General features: G+C 65.0%; 1 protein-coding gene and 1 rRNA gene. Both read left to right on the top strand.

Annotated features, from left to right (window positions below; all coding sequences use genetic code 11):
• The first annotated feature begins 4 nt into the window (after positions 1-4).
• Positions 5-121, top strand: a 5S ribosomal RNA gene (gene rrf / locus LQ566_RS17390).
• Positions 122-438: 317 nt separating this feature from the next.
• Entirely contained in the window at positions 439-3,270 is a 2,832-nt protein-coding gene (locus LQ566_RS17385; protein ID WP_231093051.1) for an immune inhibitor A domain-containing protein, read from the top strand.
• Positions 3,271-3,373: the final 103 nt, after the last annotated feature.

The raw sequence follows: 3,373 nt of genomic DNA, 5'->3' as shown, positions 1-3,373 counted from the left end.
GTGTTTCGGCGGCCATAGCGAGAGGGAAACGCCTGGTCACATTCCGAACCCAGAAGCTAAGCCTCTCAGCGCCGATGGTACTGCAGGGGGGACCCTGTGGGAGAGTAGGACACCGCCGGACTTCTTTTAACACGAAAGCCCTGACCATCGCTGGTCAGGGCTTTCGTCATTCCCCCAACACCACACACCCGTTTCGGAGATCGTCGTCGAACGCTTGTTCGCGCCTCTCGGAGACGGGTTCCTTGTTTTCTGCTGACCCGGAAGCGGCACCCGGCCACGTATGTACGACCCACGCCAACGTTAGGGTCCTTTCATTTTCAGCGACCCCTATTTTCAGGCACAGGGTTCCAGCGGTATTTGTTGTTTCTGCGCGCCTGATCGGCGCGCCACACCCGTGCCGCCGTGAGACCTTCGCGGCGGTGCCTGAAGGGAGAAGCAATGTCTGAACAGACGGCCCGCACACGACGACGTGTCGCGGCAACGGCGTCGACGTTCGCTCTGACTGTCGCCGGTATGGCGGCGTTCGGAGCGGTGCCGGCCCACGCGGCGCAGGGGGATAGCCCGGCGCCCGCGTCGAATGCCACCGGCTCTGCCGCGGTCACCGGCTCCGGTTTCGATGACCACTACATCAACTACGTCGAGCCCCGCGTGGAAGGTGCCTTCGACACGTCGGATGACCACGTCGTCGCCGACCAGACGGGTAACGTCCGCGGTGCCGTGAGCGCCTCTGCGATCGAACGGGCGAAGGAGAACGACCAGAAGCACGCGCAGGGCAACCCGGTGGCCGCGCGCCAGCTGGCGGCGACCGAGGCTCAGGCGGTGAAGACCGGCAAGAGCCCCAAGAACCTGAAGCAGTCGAAGACGACGCAGCAGGCCAAACTGCTCACGATCCTGGTGGAGTTCGACGGAACGGAGGACTTCTCCGATCTGCAGGTGCCCACGAGCTTCGGCGCGACGGACTGCAAGCCCGGCGACGTGCAGGGTCCCACTCTCCACAACGGCATCCCGAACCCGGCGGATGCGTCGCACCCCGACAACAACACCATGTGGGTGCCGGACTTCTCGAGTGAGCACTTCAACAAGATGCTCTTCTCCAGCACCGGGATCACGGATCGTGTCCGTACCGACCTCACCGGGCCCGACGGCAAGCCGGGGTTCGACATCTCCGGCTACACGATGAAGAACATGTACGAGGAGATGTCGCGCGGCGCGTACACCTTGACGGGTGAGGCCACGGCCTGGGTGAAGGTGCCGCACTCCGAGGGCTACTACGGCGCCACGGTGTGTCACCTGAACCCCGAGACGGGCGCGTATGAGGCCGGCCCCATGCAGGACATGCAGGGTCACCCCGACAACCCACTGGGACCGGGCCAGCTGCCGATCGACGCCGTGGCCGCGCTGGCCGAGCAGAGCCCGGACTTCCCGTGGGCCGACTACGACATCGAGGACCAGGGCGACGTCGATGGTGACGGCAACGTGAACGAACCCGACGGCATCATCGACCACGTCGTGCTCGTCCACGCGGGTGAGGACAAATCCGGTGGTGGTGGCGCCGAGGGCACCTACGCCATCTGGGCGCACTCGTCCGATGTCGCCGGTGGCGCGCCGATTCCCGGCACCGACCTGAAGATCCAGAACTACATCGTTCAGCCGGAGAACTCCGGTGTGGGCGTGTTCGCCCACGAGTACGGTCACGACCTCGGTCTGCCGGACCTGTACGACACGTCGAACGCGGGCAACTCGGACATCGACTTCTGGGATCTCATGAGCTCGGGTTCCCACTCCGGCCCGATCTTCCAGTCGATGCCGACCCACATGGGCATCTGGGACAAGTGGGTGCTCGGCTGGGTAGACCTTGAGGAGGTCAACCCGGGTGATGGCACCAAGACCATCAAGGTCGGCCAGACATCGCGCCCCGCCAAGGGGACGAAGGATGGCATCAAGGTGAACCTGCCGGACAAGCAGATCGTCCTCGCCGAGCCGCACAGCGGTTCCGAGATGTGGTACTCCAACGCCGACCAGGCGTGGGCTGACGCGACGCTCACCCGCGCGATTGACAGTGTTCCCGCCGGAGCCACGTTTTCGATGTGGAACAACTTCATCATCGAGGAGGACTGGGACTACGGCTTCGTGGAAGTCTCCACCGATGGCGGTAACACCTGGGCGGAGCAGAAGGTCTATGACGACGCGGGAAACCTCGTCTCCACCGACGACGGATACTCGGACCCGAACGGCCGGATGGCTGACTTCGGAGGTAAGAAGTACGGCCTCACGGGCACGACCGACGGCTGGCGTCACGACAACATCGACCTGTCGGCTTTCGCCGGGCAGAACATCCAGGTTCGTCTGCGCTACGCGACCGATGCTGCGTACATGGATCGCGGATGGTTCTCCGACGACTTCTCGCTGACTGCTGGCGGAACCACCCTGTGGGGCGACGACGTGGAGTCGGGTGACAACGGCTGGACTGCCGCTGACGGTACGTTCACCGACACCACCGGTGCCGGATGGACGCGTGACAGCGGAACCCAGATCAAGGCGCAGTACTACCTGGTGGAGTGGCGCAACCTCGACGGTTTCGACGAGGGCCTGAAGTACGGATACACCACCGTGTACAGCGATGACGCGTGGAAGGTGGAGAAGGTCGCCTACAACGCCCCCGGTGCGCTGGTCTGGTACCGCGACACCACTTACGGCAGCTCCAACCAGGTCACGGCGAACCTCACCGCGCTGCCGAGCTACGGTGCGAAGGGTGGTCTGCTCCTTGTGGACAGCCACTTCGATCCGCTGCGGCGCACGGGAGCTGAGGCTGCGCTCGACCCGTCCCTGCTGAAGAACATCTCCAGCCGCGCCCAGTCGTCGAACGCCGCGTTCGGCCTGCAGGCCACGTACCCGCTGCGTGACTGCCTGGTGGATGCCGACTACAACGAGGCGTGCACCGACTTCGGTCCGTTGCCGGCGGTGAGCACCTTCACCGATGACAAGGGCTGGGTGGCTGGTCTTGAGCTTCGCGACGGCCAGCTCTACAACCGCATGCGTGACGCGTCGGTTGTCGTCCCGTCCGTGGGCGATGCGCCGTACACCACCCGTGTGGTGAACCCCGATGGCACTCCGGCCACAGGCGTCTACGGGCTCGACCTCGGCTTCACCACTCTCGGTACTGGCAACCCCGCTGACGCGGGCGTCGGCTTCGGAACGGTGATCTCCGTGAAGAAGTCCATGCAGAACAACACGGCAGCGCTGATCTCGGTCACCGCTCCGCGCGAGTGATCTGATTCACTACGAAGCGCCGGTCCTCCTCCGAGGCCCGGCGCTTCGTCGTTGTGCGCAGCGTGTGGTGCCCTGCGGGGGGGGGGGGGGGGGGGGGGGGGGG

The organism is Microbacterium nymphoidis (assembly GCF_021044885.1).
GTDB classification, from domain to species: Bacteria; Actinomycetota; Actinomycetes; order Actinomycetales; family Microbacteriaceae; genus Microbacterium; species Microbacterium nymphoidis.
Note: the sequence above shows the minus strand (reverse complement) of the source record. Positions and strands in the feature narration are given on the sequence as shown.

Coding starts and splice junctions, on each gene's coding strand:
- LQ566_RS17385 (WP_231093051.1), top strand. CDS start 439: ATGTCTGAACAGACGGCCCGCACACGACGACGTGTCGCGGCAACGGCG.